This window comes from Thermodesulfobacteriota bacterium, from assembly GCA_040756475.1.
In the GTDB taxonomy this organism is placed as follows: Bacteria; Desulfobacterota; Deferrisomatia; order Deferrisomatales; family JACRMM01; genus JBFLZB01.
Window position 1 is genome coordinate 1 of sequence record JBFLZB010000298.1, and the last position, 3,377, is coordinate 3,377.

A 3,377-nucleotide genomic window follows, 5' to 3' on the forward strand; every position below is an offset into this window, starting at 1 on the left:
TCGGGCGCGCGCCGGGGCCGCGGCGGCGGCGCCGCGCGGGCCGGCTCGGCTCTTCTCCGCGGCCGTGTCCCGAAGCGCCACCACCGCCGGGTTCTCCCGGACAGGAGGCGGGCCGGCCGGGGCTCCGGTTTGGACCCCCGGCACCCCGGCCGGTGCCTCCCCCCCGGGGAGCTCCAGGCCCCGGCTCTCGGCAACGCGCCCTTGGGCCCCCTCGGCGGTCCCCGACGGCCTGCGCTCCAAGGGGAGCCCGGCGCACCCCGCGGCGAGAACCAGGGGAACGAGCAGGAAGATGATGTGGGCATACCTCATTGGAAGAGCCTCCGGACCCAGTCCACCGCCGCCCCGAACCCCCGTTCGGAAGCCCCGGGGGCGGGGGGAGCTGGGGCGCTCTCCGCCAGGAAGGGGAGCTCCACGCACTCCCCGCAGCCCGCGCCTCCTCGCTCACCGGTGGCCGGATCCACCCGGGCCCACTCGACGCCATCGGGGGCCGCCCCGCCCAGGGAAGCGGCCCCGGCACGCCCCATCAGGTCAACCCAGATCCTCAGCGCCCCGGTGGCCCCGGTCAGATCGGTCGGCGCGTTGTCGTCGCGGCCCACCCATACGGTCGCCACCCGATCGGCGGTGTACCCGGCGAACCAGCTGTCGCGAAGATCCCCCGTGCTCCCGGTCTTGCCGGCCGCCACGAGCCCCGGCGGAAGCAGACCCCGGGCCGACCTCCCGGTACCCTCTTCGAGCACCCGGCGCAGCGCCGCATCCACCAGGTACACCACTCGGGGATCCGCCGCCCGCTCCACGGTCAGGGGGTAGCGCGCCAGGGGCTCCCCGGCGACAGTGAGCACCTCGCGGATGCCGCGCAGCGGCGCCCGAAACCCGCCTCCCGCCAGGGTCTGGTACATCTGGGTCACCTCCAGTGGGGTCAGGGAGAACGCCCCCAGGAGCAGGGATGGGTAGGCGCGCACCTCCCGCTCCACCCCGAGCGCCGAGAGCGCCCGCCGTACCGGGTCGAGCCCCACGTCGAGCCCCAGCCGCACCGTGGCCACGTTGTAGGAGTGCACCAGGGCCTGGTACAGGGGGACCCGGCCGTGGAAGGCCCGGTCGAAGTTCCGGGGCGCCCAGGGCCCGGCAGGGAGCGAGAGCTCCAGGGGGGAGTCGTCCACCGGGGTCACCAGGGTGTAGCGCTGCGGCTCGGACAAGGCCGCCAGGTAGACCGCGGGCTTGACCAGGGAGCCCACGGGCCGCACCGCGTCCAGCGCCCGGTTGAACCCGGCGTCCCGGGGCGCGCGGCCGCCGACCGCGGCGAGCACCTCCCCGGAGCGGGGGTCCGCCACCACCACGGCCCCCTGGAGCTCCCCGTCCCCCAGGGCCGCCAGGCCGCGGGACAAGGCGGCCTCCGCCGCTTCCTGCACCATGGGGTCCAGCGTCGTGAAGATCCGCAGCCCCTCGGTGCGCAGGTCCTCCTCCCGGTAGTCCCGGGAGAGCTGGCGGCGCACCAGGTCCACGAAGGCGGGATGGCGCGCCCCACCCGTGGGGGGCTCGGGCGCCACCCCCAGGGGGGCCGCCCGCGCCCGGCGCTCGTCCGCCGGGGAAACGACCCCCTGGCGGGCCAGGATTTCCAGCACCCGGTCCCGCCGGGCTCGGGCGCGCTCGGGCTGGCGCCGGGGGTCGTACAGGGAGGGGCCGCGCACCAGCCCCACCAGGAGCGCGATCCGGGGCAGATCGAGCTCCGCCAGCGGCCGGTCGAAGTAGAAGCGGCTGGCCAGCCCGAAGCCGTGCACCGAGCGCGGCCCGTCCTGCCCCAGGTACACCTCGTTCACGTAGGCCTCGAGGATCTCGTCCTTCCCGTAGCGCCGCTCCAGCAAGAGCGCCATGAGGGCCTCGTTGGCCTTGCGCCGCAGGGTCCGCTCCGAGGTGAGGTAGAAGTTCTTTACGAGCTGCTGGGTGAGCGTGCTCCCCCCCTGCACCACCCCTCCCGCCCGCAGGTTCGCTGCCGCAGCCCGGGCTACCGCCTTCGGGTCGATGCCCCGATGGGCGCGGAAGGAGCGGTCCTCCACGGCGATCAGGGCCTTCACCAGGAGCTCCGGCACCTCGCCGAGCCTCACGAGGGTGCGGTCCTCCTGGTGGGCCGGGTAGATGCTCGCGATCGTCAGGGGCTCCAGACGGGCCAGGGCCACCGACGCGCCGGTGGCAGCGTCGCGCACCGCCGCCACTGCGTCCCCGCCGAAGGACAGGGCCAGGACCCGGCCCGGCTCCGGGCCTTCCCAGAACGAAAACGGGCGGGTGTGCACCCGGACCTCGCCGCCGCGTACGCCGTAGGTCCCGGGCTCCCGAACATCCGAGGCCCTTCGGTACCGCAGCAGCTCCAGCTCCCGCACCAGAGCTTCCGCCGCTACCGGTGCCCCCGGGTAGAGCTCCAGGGGCCTGGCGTACACCCGCGCCGGCAGGGCCCAGCGCTTGCCTTCGAACCGCTCCCGCACCTCCCGGTCGAGGAGGACGGTGTAGACGGCCAGCGCCGCGGCGGCGGCGACAGCCGCCGCCAGAAACCAGCGCAGGAGCCGCGATCGACTCCGGGCCTTGCGCCGCCGCCGGGACGTGGTCTTGCGGGCTCGCGACATGGGTCAGACACCCTGGGAGGGAGGAGGACGGGAACCCGGGCAGTCGGGAGGGTGCTTATCGTACCACTTCCCCCGGGTCCCGAACGAGCCCCCCAAACCCGGTCCGGGGGCCGAAGCCGGCTCGGGACAGCCCTATCGAAAGGGCACTCGGCGCCCCAGAGCGATTCTTCCTCCTGGCGTCATGCGGTAGGCATTGTACTTCCTTTCGCGTAGTCGAAATGCAGCGAGCAACCCAACTTGCGTACATTGATTGTCCCACTTCGGCTCTATTAACTGTGTAGGGCGGGAAGCGATGCAATTTTCAGGTGACGGCTCACAACGGGGTTGCGCTCAATGAAATGCTGTTATAAAGTCCCGACGCTCGATTCATGCCCCGCCCAGGAAGAAGGGAGGAAGAGGCGAGAACGCGCGACCCTGGAGCCGTTGCGGCCTCGGGACGCGGGTTGGGGCATGGAGGAGACGGCCCCCTGGGGCGCCGAAACTCGAAGACCAGCAGGAAAGGAGGTGAGAACGGGGCGGCAGGCCGGCGGCGCAGCCCGCCGGCGCTCAGGCAACTCCCGCTGTGCAGAGAAGCTTTCTGAGGAGGTAAACCAACAATGGAAGCTAGCGTACTCTGGTTGTTCGTCTTCGTGGCCATCTACTGGGCCTACTGTCTCTTCTGGGGCGTCAAGGGCTTCTTCAAGGCCAAGACCGCCTCCGACTACTTCATCGCCGGCCGCCAGATCCCCATGTGGGTCTTCGTGCTCGCGGCCACCGCCACGTCCT

Annotated in this window: 2 protein-coding genes; both read right to left on the minus strand. The window is 72.5% G+C overall.

Annotated elements, in window-relative coordinates; all coding sequences use genetic code 11:
- On the minus strand, positions 1 to 309 hold a 309-nt coding region (locus AB1578_22740), incomplete at its 3' end, for a hypothetical protein (protein MEW6490716.1).
- Entirely contained in the window at positions 306 to 2,612 is a 2,307-nt protein-coding gene (mrcB, locus tag AB1578_22745) for a penicillin-binding protein 1B (protein ID MEW6490717.1), read from the minus strand. The genes AB1578_22740 and mrcB, both read right to left, overlap by 4 nt.
- Positions 2,613 to 3,377 lie beyond the last annotated feature (765 nt).

Bases quoted from the DNA above. Each gene is read 5' to 3' on its own strand.
- mrcB (MEW6490717.1), bottom strand. From the start codon at position 2,612: ATGTCGCGAGCCCGCAAGACCACGTCCCGGCGGCGGCGCAAGGCCCGG.